Origin of the sequence: Cupriavidus necator A5-1 (assembly GCF_000744095.1) — a bacterium.
GTDB lineage: Bacteria > Pseudomonadota > Gammaproteobacteria > Burkholderiales > Burkholderiaceae > Cupriavidus > Cupriavidus necator_A.
In genome coordinates this window covers 476,170-491,964 of sequence record NZ_JQLI01000008.1, presented here as the reverse complement: position 1 = coordinate 491,964, position 15,795 = coordinate 476,170, and the positions used below count along the sequence as shown (strand labels likewise).

Here is a 15,795-nt window from a genome sequence, read left to right as displayed (position 1 = left end):
TTATCTTGGTGGCGCGCAGTGCCGGCGTCAGTAGCCGCGCTGCACGTCGACCACGCCCGCGATCGGCTGGCCCGCGCGCAATGCGCGGATCTTGCCGGCGATCTGGGCGATGCTGTCCTCGCGCAGCGTCAGCGCCGAGATATGCGGCGTGATGGTGATGCGCGGCTCCTGCCAGAACGGGTGCTCCGCCGGCAGCGGTTCGGTGCGGAACACGTCGAGCGTGGCGCCACCGATCTGCCCCGCTTGCACCGCGGCCAGCAGGTCCTCTTCGACCAGGTGCTGGCCGCGCGCCACGTTGATCACATACGCGCCCTGCGCCAGCCGCGCGAACAGCCCCGCGTTCAGGATGTTCTCGGTCTGCGGTGTCAGCGGCAGCACATTGACCAGCACGCGCAGGCCATCGAGGAACGGCGACTGGCCCGCATCGCCATAGAAACCGCTCACGCCTTCGATGGCGCGCGCGGTGCGGCTCCAGCCGCGCACCGGGAAGCCGAAGCCTGCCAGCGCGCGGGCGATATGCGTGCCCAGCGTGCCCACGCCCATCACGCCGACGGTGAAGTCGGCGCGGCGGTGCGGCTTGAGGAATTTCCAGGTGCCGGCGCGTTGCTGCGCTTCATAGGCATCGAGCTTGCGGAAATAACGCAGCACGGCATGGGTGACGTACTCGGCCATCTGCGCGGCCATGCCGGCATCGTCGAGCCGCACGATCGGCACGCCCGCGGGCAACGCATCCGGCGCTTCATCGCGCAGGCGCAGGATGCCATCGACGCCAGCCCCCAAATTGAATACCGCCTTCAGGTCGGTACGGCCACGCAGCATTTCCACCGGCGGGCGCCAGACCACGGCGTAGTCGGCTGGTTCGCCACGGCTGCCCTCCCAGGTCACGCATTCGGCTTCGGGGAGTGCTTCGGCGAAGCCTTCGATCCACGGATCATAGCGGCCATCGGGGACGTACAACTGCACCTTCATTTTGTCTCCAGGGGGATTCTGGTGGTGGGGTAAACGGGTATTTTGGCAGAGTAATGGGGTTGGCGTTCGCACGCCAACCGCCATGGCCGGCGCGGGGCCGCGGTCGGCGATCCCGGCCCCCACGATCTGGCTTACTTTCCTTCGAACGCCAGCAGCTGCGCCCCTTCGGCCACCTGCTCGCCGACGCCGTACAGCACTTCGCTGACCACCCCGTCGGCCGGTGCGCTGATGGTGTGCTCCATCTTCATCGCTTCCATCACCAGCAGCGGCGCGCCGCGCGTGACGGTGCTGCCGGCCTCGACCATCACGGCGATGACCTTGCCCGGCATCGGCGCGGTGAGCTTGCCGCCTTCGCTCTCGGCTTCGCCCGCATGCGCGAGCGGATCGAGCCAGGTCAGGCTGGCATGCCGCCCCGCATTGAAGACATGGAACGTCTCGCCATCGACATGCACCTGTCCGTGCGCGCGGCGCGTGCCAAGGTCGACGCGGATATCGCCCGCCTGGCAGGTGCAGGCGAACGGCGCGGCCTGGTCGGCATAGATCAGCGTGCTGCGGCGCTCATTGCTGTGCAGCGTCACGTCGAGCACCTGCTCGCCATAGCCAAAGCGCAACTGGCGCGTCGCGCCCCCGTTCAGCCGCCACGTGCCGCCGCGGGTCCACGGTGAATGCTGGTCGGCGGCGTCGATGCGGCGCTCGCGGTTCTCGCGATCCAGCAGCGCGGCCACGGCCAGTGCGATGATCTCCATGCCGACCGGCGCCGGCGGCGGGAACAGGACCTTCTCGTTGCGCTCGATCAGGCCGGTGTCGAGATCAGCGGTGCGGAACGCCTGCGACGACACCAGCCGCTGCAGGAAGGCAACGTTGGTCGACAGGCCGACCACGTGGTACGACGCCAGCGCCTGGCGCATGCGCGCCAGCGCTTCGTCGCGATCCTTGCCCCAGACGATCAGCTTGGCGATCATCGGGTCGTAGAAGGGGCTGATGGCATCACCTTCACGCACGCCGGCGTCGATGCGGATGCCGGCCGGGCCATGCATATCGCCGCCGCGCATGAACTGCACCGCCGGCGGCGTGCGCAGGAAGCGCAGCGTGCCGGTGGACGGCAGGAACTGATTGTCGGGATTCTCGGCGTAGATACGCGCTTCCAGCGCGTGGCCGTCGATGCGCAGCTGCTCCTGCGTCAGCGGCAGCGGCTCGCCAGCGGCGACGCGCAACTGCCATTCGACCAGGTCCTGCCCGGTGATCATCTCGGTGACCGGATGCTCGACCTGCAGGCGCGTGTTCATCTCCATGAAGTAGAAGGAGCCATCCTGGTTGGCGATGAACTCGACCGTGCCGGCGCCGACATAGCCCACCGCTTTGGCCGCAGCAACCGCGGCCTCGCCCATGGCGCGGCGGCGTTCTTCGGTCATGCCCGGCGCCGGCGCTTCTTCCAGCACCTTCTGGTGGCGGCGCTGCACCGAGCAGTCGCGCTCGAACAGGTAGACGCAGTTGCCGTGGGTATCGGCAAATACCTGGATCTCGATATGGCGCGGGCGGGTCAGGTATTTCTCCACCAGCACCTTGTCGTCGCCGAAGCTGGCCGTCGCCTCGCGCTTGACCGAGGCCAGCGCGGCCTCGAAGGCATCGCCCGACTCGACCACGCGCATGCCCTTGCCGCCACCGCCGGCGCTGGCCTTGAGCAGCACCGGGTAGCCGATGCGGTCGGCCTCGCGGCGCAGCAGCGCCGGATCCTGGTCCTCGCCGTGGTAGCCCGGCACCAGCGGCACCGAAGCCTTTTCCATCAGCTGCTTGGCCGCGCTCTTGCTGCCCATCGCGTTGATGGCAGACGCCGGCGGGCCGATGAAGACCAGCCCGGCTGCGGCGCAGGCCTCGGCAAAGGCCTCGTTCTCGGACAGGAAGCCGTAGCCCGGGTGGATGGCCTGGGCGCCGGTCTCCTTCGCCATCTCGATGATGTGGTCGGCGCGCAGGTAGCTGTCGCGCGCCGCCGCGCCGCCGATATGCACGGCCTCGTCGCAGAAGGCGACGTGGCGCGCCTCGGCGTCGGCATCCGAGTACACCGCGACGGTGCGGATGCCGAGCCGGCGGCAGGTGGCGGCCACGCGGCAGGCGATTTCACCGCGGTTGGCGATCAGGATCTTGTTGAACATGGCTCCCTCCTTGTTATCCCTGTGATTGGGATCTTACGGCGGCGAGCTGTCCAGCGGGCTATCTCCTACCTCGTCATCCCGCGTAGCCCTCTGCGCGGATATCGAGGCGAGCCAGCAGGGCGCGATCGCGGTCGGCCTGCGGGTTGCCTGTGGTCAGCAGCTTTTCACCGTAGAAAATCGAATTGGCGCCGGCCATGAAGCACAGCGCCTGCAACGCTTCGTCCATGGCCTCGCGGCCGGCGGACAGGCGCACCATCGCGCGCGGCATGGTGATGCGGGCCACGGCGATGGTTCGGACGAACTCGAACGGGTCCAGCGCTTCGGTGCCGGCCAGCGGCGTGCCTTCGACCTGGACCAGGTTATTGATGGGCACCGACTCCGGATACGGGTCCATGTTGGCCAGCTGCGCGATCAGCCCGGCGCGCGCCTCGCGCGACTCGCCCATGCCGACGATGCCGCCGCAGCAGACATTGATACCGGCGTCGCGCACATGGCCGATGGTATCGAGCCGGTCCTGGTAGGTACGCGTGGTGATGATCTTGCCGTAGAACTCCGGCGAGGTATCGAGGTTGTGGTTGTAGTAGTCGAGGCCGGCTTCCTTGAGCTGCTGCGCCTGTTCGGCCTTGAGCATGCCCAGCGTCACGCAGGTCTCCAGGCCCATGGCCTTCACTTCGCGCACCATGTCCATCACCGGCTCGAGGTGGCGATCCTTCGGGCTGCGCCAGGCGGCGCCCATGCAGAAGCGCGTGGCGCCGTTGGCCTTGGCCGCGCGCGCTGCGTCAAGCACCTCGTCCAGCGCCATCAGCTTTTCGGCCTTGACGCCGGCATCGTGGTGCGCGCTCTGCGGGCAGTAACCGCAATCCTCTTCGCAGCCGCCGGTCTTGATCGACAGCAGCGTGGAAAGCTGCACGGTGTTGGCGTCGAAGTTCTCGCGATGCACTTGCTGGGCGCGGAACAGCAGGTCGTTGAACGGCAGCGCGAACAGTGCGGCGACGTCGTCGACACGCCAGGCGGCATCATCAGGCAGGGCGTGCGAGCGCGCGGTCTGACGCAGGGAGTCGACGGAAACGGTAGTGACGATTTGGGCTTGGGTCATGATCGATTCGAATTCTGGTTCAGGCGGCGAGGCCACTGGCCTCGGCCTGATATTGATTGGCGGCAAACAGCGGCGAGAGATCTAGCCTGGCAGCGGCAGCGGCGGGTTCGAGTTGCCAGGGCAGTTCACCCAGGCAAGGCGCGTCCAGCGCCGCATGCAGCGTGGCGATGTTCTCGTCGGCGAGCAGCATGTCCGGGTCGACCCGGTTGGCGATCCAGCCGGCCAGGTTAAGGCCGCGCGCGCGGATGGCCTGGGCGGTCAGCACGGCGTGGTTCAGGCAGCCAAGCCGGATGCCGGCCACCATCACGACCGGCAGGCCGAGCATGTCCGCCAGGTCGGCGGTGCTCCAGCGCACCGCGCCGACATCCAGTGGCACGTGGAAACCACCCACGCCCTCCACCACCACGGCCTCGGCCTGGCGGCGCAGCGCGTCGAACGCTTCGCGGATCGGCGCGCGCGTGATGCGCACGCCCTCCTGCGCGGCGGCGAGGTGCGGCGAGCACGGCGTGCGCAGCAGGAACGGGCAGGTATGGCCGAGCGGCACCGTCACCGAGCTGGCGGCGCGCAGTTGCGCCACGTCGTCGTTGTGCCAGTGGCCGTCGCGCCAGTCGCTGCCGCTGGCCACGGGCTTCATGCCCGCGGTGCGGTAGCCGGCGGCGTTGAGCGCATGCAGCAGCGTGGCGCTGGCGTGGGTCTTGCCGACGCCGGTATCGGTGCCGGTGACAAAGCAGGCAAAAGGCTGGCGCACTGTCATGCGGCCTCCCGCTGCGCCACCGCGGCGCTCAGTACGTCGAGCAGGCGCTGCACGTCGGCTTCCGTATGCGAGGCCGACAGCGTGATGCGCAGCCGCGCGGTACCCTCGGGGACCGTCGGCGGGCGGATCGCGCCGACGCGGATGCCGTCGCCCTCCAGCGTTGCCGACAGCGCCAGCGCGGCGCCGTTGTCGCCGACGATCAGCGGCTGGATCGCGGTCTCGCTGTCGCCGAGCGACCAGCCGGCGATCGCGGCCAGTTGCGCCAGCCCGCCGCGCAGCATGGCGATGCAGCGCGTCAGTTGCGCGCGGCGTTGCCTGCCTTCTTCGCCTTCGATGATCGCCAGGCTGGTCAGCAGTGCATGCGCCACCGCCGGCGGCGCGGCCGTGGTGTAGATATAGGGCCGTGCGGTGTTGACCAGGTGCTCGATGATGGTCTCGTGCGCGACGACGAACGCCCCCGCCACGCCCGCGGCCTTGCCCAGCGTGCCGATATAGATAAAGCGCTCGGACGACAGGCCCAGCGCCTCCAGCACGCCGTGGCCCTGTTCGCCCAGCACGCCGAAGCCGTGCGCATCGTCGACGATGATCCACGCGTCATAGCGATCGGCCAGCGCCAGCAGTTCGCGCAGCGGTGCGACGTCGCCGTCCATGCTGAACACGCTGTCGGTGACGATCAGCTTGCGTTCGCTGGTGCTGGCCGCCAGCAGCGCCTCCAGCGCGGCGGTATCGCAGTGCGGGTAGCGCTGCACGTCCGCGCGCGCCAGCCGGGCGCCGTCGATCAGCGAGGCATGGTTGAGCAATTCGCAGAACAGCGTCGCGCCCGCCGCGCCCAGCGCGGTCAGCACCGCCATGTTGGCCATGTAGCCGGTGCAGAAATACAGCGTGCGCGCGTGCGGGATATGCGGCGCGAACCAGCGTGCCAGTTCCGCTTCGAGCTGCGCATGCGCCAGCGAATGGCCGCTGACCAGGTGCGAGGCGCCGCTGCCGGCGCCATAGCGATGCGCGCCTTCGGCCAGCGCGGCGATCACGTCGGGGTGGTTGGCCAGCCCCATGTAGTCATTGCTGCAGAAAGTCAGCAGCGCTTCCGGCTGCGTCTCGTCCACTTCGCCCACGGCCTGGTGCGGGGCGCACGCGGTGTGCGCGATGCGGCGGCGCCGCGTCAGGGCCAGCGCATGGCGTTGCTCGGCGGCCTGCTTCAGTTGTTCAAGCAGCATGGCGCACCTCCCCGTTCACCAGCGTGGTCACATCGTCGAGCGTGGCCAGCAGTTGCTCGCCCAGCCAGCGCGCCTGCGCGGCGTCGAAGACGTAGGGCGGCATGACGTACAGCGTATTGCCGATCGGGCGCACCAGCAGTTCGCGCGCACGCGCCGCGTGGTGGAAGCGCGAGGCAAAGTCGGCGCCCGCGACGTCATCGCGCACATCGGCGGCCCAGATCAGCCCGCGCTGGCGCACGTGCTGCAGGCGCGGGTCGGCGGCCAGGGTGGACATCGCCTCGGCCAGCCACTGCGCGCGTTCGCGGTTGCGCGCGAGCACGTCGTCCTGCGCGAACAGGTCGAGCGTGGCCAGCGCGGCGCGGCAGGCCAGCGGGTTGCCGGTATAGGAATGCGAATGCAGGAAGCTGCGCGCCAGCTCGTCGGCGACGAAGGCGCGCTGGATCTCCGGGCGCGACAACGCCAGCGACAGCGGCAGGTAGCCGCCACTGATGCCCTTGGACAGGCACAGGAAGTCGGGCCACAGGTGCGGGGGCAGCGGCGCTTCTTCAGCGCGCGACTGTTCCCACGCGAAGAAGGTGCCGGTGCGGCCGCAGCCGACCGCGATCTCGTCGGCAATCAGGTGGACCCGGTAGCGGTCGCACAGCGCGCGTGCGCCGTCGAGGTAAGACGGGTCGTACATCGCCATGCCGGCGGCGCCCTGCACCAGCGGCTCGACGATCAGCGCGGCGATCTGGCCGGCGCGCTCGCGCAGCAGCGCTTCCAGTTCCGCCAGCGCACGGGCGGCAACATCCGCCGCCGACTCGCCGCGCGCAGCCTGGCGTGCGTCGGGCGACATCACCACGTGCGCGCGCCGGATCAGCGGGTCGTAGGCGTCGCGGAAGACTTCCACGTCGGTCACGGCCAGCGCGCCCACGGTTTCACCGTGGTAGCCGTGGCGCAGGCAGACGAACTCGCGCTTGGCCGGCAGGCCGGTGTTGCGCCAGTAGTGGAAGCTCATCTTCAGCGCAATCTCGACGGCCGAGGCGCCGTCCGAGGCGTAGAAGACATTGCCGAGCGCGCCGCCGGTCAGTGCGGACAGGCGCTCGGCCAGTTCGACCGCCGGTGCGTGGGTGCAGCCGGCCAGCATCACGTGTTCGAGCGTCTCCAGCTGGTTTGCTAGCGCGGCGTTGATGCGCGGGTTGGCGTGGCCGAACAGGTTGACCCACCATGAGCTGGTGGCGTCGAAATAGCGGCGGCCGCTGGCGTCATGCAGCCACGGACCTTCGCCGCGCACGATCGCCAGCGGTACGGCGTCGTCGTCGGGGCGCAGGCGCGTGCAGGGGTGCCAGACCGCGTTGCGGCTGCGCTGGCCCAGGGCCTGCGAGTCGCTGCCTGGGGAAAGGGACAGGTGATCCAAGGTAGCCCTCCTTTGTTGACCGTCCGTGTGCGTGGCGCTGCCGGCTTGGCCGGGCAGTGCGACGGTGGCGGACTGGTTGGGGAGGGTCATGTTAGGAATGTCTCTTCAATGTTGGCAATGACGGCGGGATTTTTGCGTTAGCGGTGGTTTAGCTGAACTTGATGGATGTTACAAGGGCGAAGCATTCTCTTGTCGCTAGCGTGCTGCGATCTCCACCCAAGTCTTTTTTCAGCGCGGCACGCTTTCGCATGCTGCTGCGGGACTCCCCTCTCCCGCGCGCGGGAGAGGGGAGCAAACAAGCGGGCGGGAGACGCCGTCCTCAAGCCGGCCGCCACGACGGCGTCCGCTTCTCCAAAAACGACTTCACCCCTTCCCGCCCCTCCTCCGACGCCCGGATCTTCGCAATCCGGTCCGCCGTATCCGCCAGCAGGTCGTTGTCGATCACGCGCCCCGACACGTCCTGCACCAGCCGCTTGCTCTCGCGCACGGCATTGGGACTGTTGGCGACCAGCGCCGTAGCCAGCTCGCTGACCTTGGCATCGAGCCCCTCCGCCGGCACCACCGCATGCACGAACCCCAGCCGCAGCGCCTCGGCCGCATCGAAGCGTTCCGCAGTGATGAAATAACGGCGCGCCGCCTGCTCGCCCATCGCACGGATCACATACGGGCTGATGGTGGCGGGGAGCAGGCCCAGGCGCGCCTCGGACAGGCAGAAATGCGCGTGCTCGGCCGCCACCGCGATATCGCACGCGGCCACCAGCCCCATGCCGCCGGCATAGGTATCGCCCTGGATGCGCGCGATCACGGGGCGCGGGCACGACCAGATGGTGTGCAGCATCTGCGCCAGCGTCAGCGCATCGGCGCGGTTCTGGTCGTCGGAGTAGCCGGCCATCTTCTTCATCCAGTTCAGGTCGGCGCCGGCACAGAAGGCGGGACCGTTGCCCGCGAGCACGACGGCGCGCACCTCGTCCATGTCGCCGAGGGCACGGAAGGCCCCGGTCAGCTCGGCGATCACGGTCTCGTTGAAGGCGTTGCGCACGTCGGGCCGGTTCAGCGTGACGGTGGCCACGTGGCTGGCGATATTGACGGTCAGGGTGGTGAATTCCATGGTTCGTCTCCGTAGACAGATAGTTATCAGAGTGCCGCTCAGGTGCCGCTCAGGTACCGGTATCGAACGGTAGCCCTAGCGAGCGGAAAAAGTCGCCCACTTCCGGCAGCCACAATGGGATGCCCTCGCGCAGGCTGAACAGGCGGTGCGAGTCGGCGCCGAACTCGCCCACGTCAAACAGCCGCGCATTGGCCCCCGGGCCGGTGGCGCGCGACTTGAAGGCGTTGAACATGCGGCCGGGCAAGGGCACCGGCCAGTAGCTGTCGTTGTCGCCGTACACCCATAGCGAGGGGTAGCGGGCCGAGCTGCCGTAGCTGGCAAAGACATCGACCAGCCGCTCTTCCCAGTCCGGGCAGTTCAGGTTGCGCAGCCCGCCGGCAAAGTTGACCACGCCGCGCACGCCGGGATAGCCGATGGTGCTGAATGCCATCGTGGTCAACCCGCCCTGCGACTGGCCGATCACGACGATGCGCTCCATGTCCACGTAGGGCAGCGTGGCCATGTAGTCGAGCGTGGCGACGACATCGTCGGCCTGCATCAGGCCGTTGGTCTCGATGTCGCAGCTGCTGCCCACATAGGCGCCGCCCGAGCGCGCGAAGCCCTGCCGCATCGGCAGCACCACCACATAGCCGCGCCGCAGGAACTCGGCGCTCTGCGCCGCAAAGCGCGCGCGCCCCTGCATGAAGGGCCGGCCCGGCGCCTTGCCGTGGTTGATCACTACCAGCGGGAACGGCCCCTCGCCCGAAGGCTTGAACACCGTGGCCTCGAGGTCGATGCGCGACGGGATCGCCGCCTTGGGCAGCATCAGCACCTGCTCAGTGAAACGCATGCGCGGCGCCGCCTTGCCCGAGCCAGCGCCGTCGGCGTACTGCGCATGGCCCGCCGGCGGCTGCAGCACGGCGAGCGCCGCTACCAGGGCAAGACTGCGAAACAGGCGGACGACACTGCGCATGGTGATGGGTACGGCTGCGATGGCGTCGTGATTACATGCGGAATACGCCGAACTTCATGTCGTCGATCGGCGCGTTCAGGCTCGCTGACAGGCCCAGGCCGAGCACGGTGCGGGTCTGCGCGGGATCGATCACGCCGTCGTCCCACAGGCGCGCACTGGCGTAGTACGGGTGGCCCTGGTGTTCGTACTGGTCGCGGATCGGCTGCTTGAAGGCGTCTTCCTCCTCCGCGCTCCACTTGCCGCCCTTGCCCTCGATGCCGTCGCGCCGCACCGTCGCCAGCACGCTCGCGGCCTGCTCGCCGCCCATCACCGAGATGCGCGCATTCGGCCACATCCACAGGAAGCGCGGCGAATAGGCCCGCCCGCACATGCCATAGTTGCCGGCACCGAACGAGCCACCGATGATCACGGTGAACTTGGGCACCTGCGCAGTGGCGACCGCGGTCACCATCTTGGCGCCGTTGCGGGCGATGCCTTCGTTCTCGTACTTGCGGCCAACCATGAAGCCGGTGATGTTCTGCAGGAACACCAGCGGGATCTTGCGCTGGCAGCACAGCTCGATAAAGTGGGCGCCCTTAAGCGCCGACTCCGAGAACAGGATGCCGTTGTTGGCGATGATGCCGACCGGGTAGCCCCAGATGCGCGCGAAGCCGCACACCAGCGTGGTGCCGTAGCGCGCCTTGAACTCGTCGAACTCGGAGCCGTCGACCAGGCGCGCGATCACCTCGCGCACGTCATAGGGCTTGCGCGTGTCGGTCGGGATCACGCCGTACAACTCTTGCACCGGGTACAGCGGCTCCACCGGCTCGTGCAGGCGGATCTGGTCCGGCTTGCGGCGGTTCAGGTGCTGCACGATATTGCGCGCCAGCGACAGCGCGTGGTGGTCGTTCTGCGCGAAGTAGTCGGCCACGCCCGACAGGCGCGTATGCACGTCGGCGCCGCCCAGGTCCTCGGCGCTGACTTCCTCGCCGGTGGCGGCCTTCACCAGCGGCGGGCCGCCCAGGAAGATGGTGCCCTGGCTCTTGACGATGATGGACTCGTCGCTCATCGCCGGCACATAGGCGCCGCCGGCGGTGCACGACCCCATCACCACCGCGATCTGCGGGATGCCCTGCTTGGACAGGTTGGCCTGGTTGTAGAAGATGCGGCCGAAGTGGTCGCGGTCCGGGAACACATCGTCCTGGTTGGGCAGGTTGGCGCCGCCGGAATCGACCAGGTAGATGCAGGGCAGGTTGTTCTGCTCGGCGATCTCTTGCGCGCGCACATGCTTCTTGACCGTCATCGGGTAGTAGGTGCCGCCCTTGACGGTGGCGTCGTTGCAAACGATCACGCATTCCTGCCCGGCCACGCGGCCGATGCCGGTGATGATGCCCGCGCCGGGCGCGGCATCGTCGTACATGTCATAGGCCGCGAGCTGCGACAGCTCCAGGAACGGCGTGCCCGGATCGAGCAGCTGCTGCACGCGGTCGCGCGGCAGCAGCTTGCCGCGCGACAGGTGCTTGTCGCGCGCTTCTTCGCCACCGCCCTCCGCAAGCTTCGCGATCTTCGCCTTGAGGTCGGCTACCAGGGCCTGCATGGCCTCGGCGTTGGCCTTGAACGATTCGGAGCGGGCGTTGAGTTTGGTTTCCAGCGTGGGCATTGTTTGTCCCTTCCTGCTTCTTTTTACCGCCGATTGAGAGGATGTCCCGGCATCAGGTCGTAGGGATGCTTCCACCCCGGCAGCGCGCGCATGCGCTCGGCCCAGGCATGGATATGCGGATACTCCTTGCGCCAGTGCACGCCGATCTCGTCGTCGAAGAACACATAGCCCGCCAGCGAGAAGTCGGCGATGGTGGTGCGCTCGCCCACCACGAAGGCACGCCCGGCCAGATGCGCATTGAGCACGTTCCACGCGCCTTCGCAGCGCGCGCGGAAAAACTCCAGCACGGCCGGGTCCGGCGTCCTGGCGAAGTTGCGCATGAAGCGGTAGGTAGCGGTGTAGGAGGTGAACTTGTGGTTGTCGAACAGCAGCCAGCGCAGCACCTCGGCACGCTCAGCGTCGTCGCGCGGGCCGTAGGCATCGAGGCGCGCGGCCAGCGTCTCCAGGATGACGCCGGACTGCGACAGGCGCTGCCCGCCGAACTCCAGCACCGGCACCTCGCCCATCACGTTGATGGCACGGTACTCGGGGGTGCGGGTCTCACCGTTGAAGAAGTCGACGAAGCGCGGCTGCCACAGGCGCTGGCCGCGCTGCACGCCGACCGTCTCCAGCAGCAGCGCCACCTTGTAGGCGTTGCCGGACTGGGCAAAGCAATACAGCAGGTACTCAGGCTGGGTCTGCTTTTCGGTGCTCATGATGTCTCCCCGATCATGTCGCCATCCACATAGAGCCAGCGCGGCGCCTCGCCAGGCGCGCGCGGCTCGCGCACAAAGCGGCTGCGTTCGTGCAGCCGCATGGCGCGCCCGCCTACCTTGTAGCGCGCCACGAATTCCACTTCGGCATGCGTGTCGTCCTGCTGCGCATGCGCCTTGACGGTCAGCCCGAGCCAGCGCGTGGCGGTGTCCGGCAAGAGATCGGCCGGGCAGGTCGACGGGTGCCAGGTCTGCCGCAGCCAGTCAACATCGTTCAGCACATAGGCGCTGTAGCGCGAGCGCATCAGCGCCTCGGCATTGGGCGGCAGCGCTTCGCCACGATGGAAGCGGCCGCAGCAGGCGGCATAGTCCGCGCTGCCGCACGGGCACGGCAGCGGCCCGGCCTTGGGCAGGCGGCGTGCCGCGTTCTCTGCCGCCTTTCCCCTGGTCATCCCACCAGCTCCGGCAAGTCGCGCATGTCGGTGAAGATGGTGTGCGCGCCGGCCTCGCGCAGCAGCGCGGCGTCGTTGCGCTCGGCATAGCCGAACACCGTCATGCCGGCGGCCACGCCCGCGGTCACGCCGGTCGGGCTGTCTTCCACCACGGCGCAGCGCGCCGGCGCCACGCCCATGGTGCGCGCGGCCAGCAGGTACACATCGGGCGCGGGCTTGCTGCGCGCCACTTCGGTGGCCGAAAAGATATGCTCGCGCTCATCCTGCTGGAACAGCTCGACCAGGCCGGTCTTGGTCAGCTGCAGCTTGACCTTGATGCGGTCCGCGCCCGAGGCCACGCACACCGGCATGCCGGTGGCCGCGATCTTGCCAATGGCGTCGCGCACGTGCGCCACCGCGGCGACTTCGGCTTCCAGCACCGCGTTGCGGCGGGCGAGCCAGGTCGACAGCCAGTTCTCGGGCAGCGGCGCGCCGCGCATGCGTTCGATCATCTCCAGCTCCTCGCGCACGGCGCGGCCGAGGAACAGGCGCGTGGAGTCTTCCAGCGAGATCTCGATGCCGAGTTCGTTCAGCATCTGGTTGAGCACGCGGTTGACGATGGGCTCGCTGTCGACGAGCACGCCGTCGCAGTCGAAAATCACACAATCGAATCGGCCGGAATGGCCACGGGTTACTGCAGTCATGCGGGTTTCTTTTCCATGTTGTCCAGGCTCGCCGCACTGGGTACGGCCCGGAGTTCACCGATTCCGGCCTTGCGCCGGCTCTTCAGGTGCGCCTCGACCTGGTCGAAGCGGTCGAAGCCCCAGAACGGCTCGCCGTCGACGATGACGAAGGGCGAACCGAACACGCCCTTGGCCATCGCCACTTCGATCTCGGCCTTGAGCTGGTCCTTGATCTGGTAGCTGGTGGCGCCGGCGTCCAGCGCCTGCACGTCGACGCCCAGCGGTTCGGCCAGCTTCATGATCTCGGCCGGCTCGGCGATATTGATGTCGTCGACGAACAGCGCGCGGTACACCAATTTGGCGAAGGCCGCGGCGATATCGTCGCCGTGATGGTTCTGCAGCCACAGCATCGCACGCGCGGCGTGCGTGGTCGGCAGCGGGAAATGCGTGGGGCGCTTGTATTCGATGCCGTGGAAGCGCGCGGTGCGCTCGAAGTCGCGCCAAGAGTAGTCGCCCTTGAGCGGCAGCTGCGGCAGCGGCGAGGCGCCGGTGGTCTTGAACACCACGCCCAGCAGGATCGGATGCCAGGCGACGATGCGCCCGTACTTCTGCGCCAGCTCGTCGATGCGGGTGCTGGCGAAATAGCCATAAGGCGAAGAGAAATCGAAGTAGAAGTCGATCGCTGCGGTCATGTCGGGGGGCCCTTCTTGTTGGGGTTGCCGGTACTGGGATCAGGGGGTGTGCCGCTTGCGTGGCACGCCCCCTCATCGTACGCGCTTATTTGCGCAACAGGCCACTAAGCGAGTGCGCGTGCGATCAGGATCTTCTGGATATCGCTGGTGCCCTCGTAGATCTGGCACACGCGCACATCGCGGTAGATGCGCTCCACCGGGAAGTCGCTGACATAGCCATAGCCGCCGAACACCTGGATCGCGTCCGAGCACACCCGTTCGGCCATCTCGCTGGCAAAGAGCTTGGCCATCGCCGCTTCCTTCAGGCAGGGCCGGCCGGCATCGCGCAGCGCGGCGGCGTGCCATACCATCTGGCGCGCCACGTCGATGCGGGTGGCCATCTCGGCCAGGCGGAACTGCACCGCCTGGTGCTGGAACAGCGGCTGACCGAAACTCTCGCGTTCCTTGGCATACGCCAGCGCCGCCTCGAACGCGGCGCGCGCCATGCCGATGCTCTGCGAGGCGATGCCGATGCGCCCGCCTTCCAGCCCGGACAGCGCCATCTTGTAGCCGCCGCCCTCGTCGCCCAGCAGGTTGGCCGCCGGCACGCGGCAATCCTCGAACAGGATCTGCGCGGTGTCCGACGAATGCTGGCCGAGCTTGTCCTCCAGGCGCGCCACCACGTAGCCGGGCGTGGCAGTCGGCACGATAAAGGCGCTGATGCCGCGCTTGCCGGCCGCCTTGTCGGTCACGGCCAGAACGATCGCCACGTCGGCGTTCTTGCCGCTGGTGATGAACTGCTTGACGCCGTTGAGCACGTAATCGTCGCCGTCGCGGACGGCGGTGGTACGCAGCGCCGACGCGTCGGAGCCCACATGCGGCTCGGTCAGGCAGAACGCGCCGAGCATCTCGCCGCGCGCCAGCGGCACCAGCCATTGCTGCTTCTGCGCCTCGCTGGCAAACGACATCAGCATGCTGCACACGGGGCAGTTGTTGACGCTGATCACGGTGGAGGTGCCGCCGTCGCCGGCAGCGATCTCTTCCAGGATCAGCGCCAGCGACAGGTAGTCGAGGCCGGCACCGCCGTATTCCTCGGGCACGGCCACGCCGTAGGCGCCGAGCGCGGCCAGCTCGCGGTGGACATCCTTGGGGAAGGTCTTGTCGCGGTCCCACTGCGCGGCCTGCGGCGCGATCACCTCCTGCGCGAACTGGCGCACGGCGTCGCGGATCATTTCCTGTTCGAGGGTCAGCAGCATGTCGGTTCGGTGGTAGTGGCGCGCCTTACCAGGGGATAGGCATGCCGTCGTAGTTGTGGAAGGTACCGTTGTCGCGCCGCTTGACGCCGGCCAGCACCTGGCGCATGCCCTTGACGCTTTGCTGCACGGTCAGGTCGGCTTCCTGGCCGCCCATGTCGGTCTTGACCCAGCCCGGATGCAGCGCGACGCAGGTGGCGTGGCGCGCATCCAGCGACACCGCGCGCAGCGCCGCATTGGCGCCGGCCTTGCTGACGCGGTACAGCCAGCTGGTGTTGTGCTCCATCGCGCCGATGCTGCCCATGCGCGAGGACAGCACCGCCAGCACGCCGCCGTGGCCGGACTGGCCCGCTTCGACATAAGGCAGCAGCAGCGGCAGCGCCATCATCGGTCCGAGCACGTTGACGTGCATCACCTGGTCGAACTCCTGCGGCGTGACCGGTTGCGCGCCTTCCGTGCGCGGACCCAGCACGCCGGCGTTGTATATCGCCACGTCGAGCGCTTCGCCGTCTAGCTTCCAGCCCAAGCCCGCGACCGCGCCGGCATCGGCCAGGTCGACCTGGTGGGCTTCGGCGCCGAGCGCCTGCAGCGCGCCGACGCCTGCGGGCGTGCGTGCCGCCGCAATGACGCGCCAGCCGTCGGCACGGTACTGGCGCACGAATTCAAGGCCGATGCCGCGCGAGGCACCGAGGATCAGGACGGTTGGCAAGGCTGTGCTCCTTTTATAGGCTGCCCAGCGCGCGAAACGGCACGTCAGGCCACGGGTTCAGCAAACTGCCTCGGTCTT

The 15,795-nt window shown here is 68.2% G+C and carries 15 protein-coding genes; all 15 read right to left on the bottom strand.

From position 1 onward, the window contains the following. Positions 1-27: 27 nt before the first annotated feature. Positions 28-969: a 2-hydroxyacid dehydrogenase gene (locus K307_RS26415; RefSeq protein WP_042883814.1), complete on the bottom strand. Its 942-nt coding sequence runs from the start codon at positions 967-969 to the stop codon at positions 28-30. A gap of 131 nt (positions 970-1,100) precedes the next feature. Next, positions 1,101-3,119 carry an acetyl/propionyl/methylcrotonyl-CoA carboxylase subunit alpha gene (locus tag K307_RS26410; RefSeq protein ID WP_042883813.1) on the bottom strand — a complete coding sequence of 673 codons (2,019 nt, stop codon included), beginning with the start codon at positions 3,117-3,119 and terminating at the stop codon, positions 1,101-1,103. 73 nt (positions 3,120-3,192) lie between these two features. After that, the gene (bioB, locus tag K307_RS26405; RefSeq protein WP_042887432.1) at positions 3,193-4,215 is read right to left on the bottom strand and encodes a biotin synthase BioB; all 1,023 of its coding nucleotides are present in this window, start codon (positions 4,213-4,215) and stop codon (positions 3,193-3,195) included. A gap of 19 nt (positions 4,216-4,234) precedes the next feature. Further along, the gene (gene bioD / locus K307_RS26400) at positions 4,235-4,969 is read right to left on the bottom strand and encodes a dethiobiotin synthase (protein WP_042883812.1); all 735 of its coding nucleotides are present in this window, start codon (positions 4,967-4,969) and stop codon (positions 4,235-4,237) included. Continuing rightward, on the bottom strand, positions 4,966-6,183 hold the full coding sequence (gene bioF, locus K307_RS26395; protein ID WP_042883811.1) for an 8-amino-7-oxononanoate synthase: 1,218 nt from the start codon (positions 6,181-6,183) through the stop codon (positions 4,966-4,968). Before bioF ends, bioD begins: the two co-directional genes overlap by 4 nt. Next, the gene (gene bioA, locus K307_RS26390; RefSeq protein WP_051975194.1) at positions 6,173-7,579 is read right to left on the bottom strand and encodes an adenosylmethionine--8-amino-7-oxononanoate transaminase; all 1,407 of its coding nucleotides are present in this window, start codon (positions 7,577-7,579) and stop codon (positions 6,173-6,175) included. Before bioA ends, bioF begins: the two co-directional genes overlap by 11 nt. Before the next feature lie 319 nt (positions 7,580-7,898). Next, on the bottom strand, positions 7,899-8,687 hold the full coding sequence (locus tag K307_RS26385) for an enoyl-CoA hydratase/isomerase family protein (protein WP_042883809.1): 789 nt from the start codon (positions 8,685-8,687) through the stop codon (positions 7,899-7,901). 49 nt (positions 8,688-8,736) lie between these two features. Then, positions 8,737-9,639: a dienelactone hydrolase family protein gene (locus K307_RS26380; RefSeq protein ID WP_042883808.1), complete on the bottom strand. Its 903-nt coding sequence runs from the start codon at positions 9,637-9,639 to the stop codon at positions 8,737-8,739. A gap of 31 nt (positions 9,640-9,670) precedes the next feature. Beyond that, complete coding sequence (locus tag K307_RS26375; RefSeq protein ID WP_042883807.1) at positions 9,671-11,278, bottom strand: carboxyl transferase domain-containing protein; 1,608 nt, start codon at positions 11,276-11,278, stop codon at positions 9,671-9,673. 23 nt (positions 11,279-11,301) lie between these two features. Further along, on the bottom strand, positions 11,302-11,973 hold the full coding sequence (locus K307_RS26370; protein ID WP_042883806.1) for a glutathione S-transferase family protein: 672 nt from the start codon (positions 11,971-11,973) through the stop codon (positions 11,302-11,304). Beyond that, positions 11,970-12,422, bottom strand: coding sequence for a YchJ family protein (locus K307_RS26365; protein WP_042883805.1), 453 nt, complete (start codon positions 12,420-12,422; stop codon positions 11,970-11,972). Before K307_RS26365 ends, K307_RS26370 begins: the two co-directional genes overlap by 4 nt. Next, positions 12,419-13,105, bottom strand: coding sequence for an HAD family hydrolase (locus tag K307_RS26360; protein WP_042883804.1), 687 nt, complete (start codon positions 13,103-13,105; stop codon positions 12,419-12,421). Before K307_RS26360 ends, K307_RS26365 begins: the two co-directional genes overlap by 4 nt. Then, a complete protein-coding gene (locus K307_RS26355) occupies positions 13,102-13,776 on the bottom strand; it encodes a 2-hydroxychromene-2-carboxylate isomerase (protein WP_042883803.1) in 675 nt (224 codons plus the stop codon). The genes K307_RS26360 and K307_RS26355 overlap by 4 nt, the downstream gene beginning before the upstream one ends. A 104-nt stretch (positions 13,777-13,880) precedes the next feature. Beyond that, entirely contained in the window at positions 13,881-15,011 is a 1,131-nt protein-coding gene (locus tag K307_RS26350; RefSeq protein ID WP_042883802.1) for an acyl-CoA dehydrogenase family protein, read from the bottom strand. 25 nt (positions 15,012-15,036) lie between these two features. Continuing rightward, the gene (locus K307_RS26345) at positions 15,037-15,717 is read right to left on the bottom strand and encodes an SDR family oxidoreductase (RefSeq protein ID WP_042883801.1); all 681 of its coding nucleotides are present in this window, start codon (positions 15,715-15,717) and stop codon (positions 15,037-15,039) included. Between the last annotated feature and the right edge of the window lie 78 nt (positions 15,718-15,795).